Annotated in this window: 1 pseudogene; it reads right to left on the reverse strand. The window is 53.8% G+C overall.

Annotated features, from left to right (window positions below):
- A pseudogene (locus QB898_RS13230) lies at positions 1 to 455 on the reverse strand (transglutaminase); the annotation flags it as partial.

A 455-nucleotide genomic window follows, 5' to 3' on the forward strand; every position in this document is an offset into this window, starting at 1 on the left:
ATCAAATAAGCCCCGGCCCCCGTCTCCGGATCAATAACAATATACCCAAACCCCTTCCATCCGTGCTTGTTGATGCTTTTCTCATGCACGGTCACCTCCTTTCCGGCATTGACGGCATTCCTGATTTCACTGCCCACTTCTCCGCCTATGGGCAGTTTCGCTAGCGTCGTCTGCGCGTTGGCCTTGTTGATCGTGTAAATCTTCTGCCCTTCGCTTTGGGCAATGGCAATGGCTTTCACTGCCGAGATGGCTTCCGCACACGGATTTAATGTCGGGTTCTGGATTCGCCCGTTTTCATCCGTATGGCTGCACTTCATTTTATCCACCCAGAACGCCTCCGGCGCCGCATGCTCCATTGCGCTGGCGTATTGGCCTCTCATCTTGTTGTAGGCAATCCAGCGGTTTTGCGCCGCGCTTTTGTTGTTCTGCTTCAGCTCGGGCTTGTCGTTGATCTG

It is taken from the genome of Ottowia cancrivicina, from assembly GCF_029813755.1.
In the GTDB taxonomy this organism is placed as follows: domain Bacteria; phylum Pseudomonadota; class Gammaproteobacteria; order Burkholderiales; family Burkholderiaceae_C; genus Ottowia; species Ottowia massiliensis.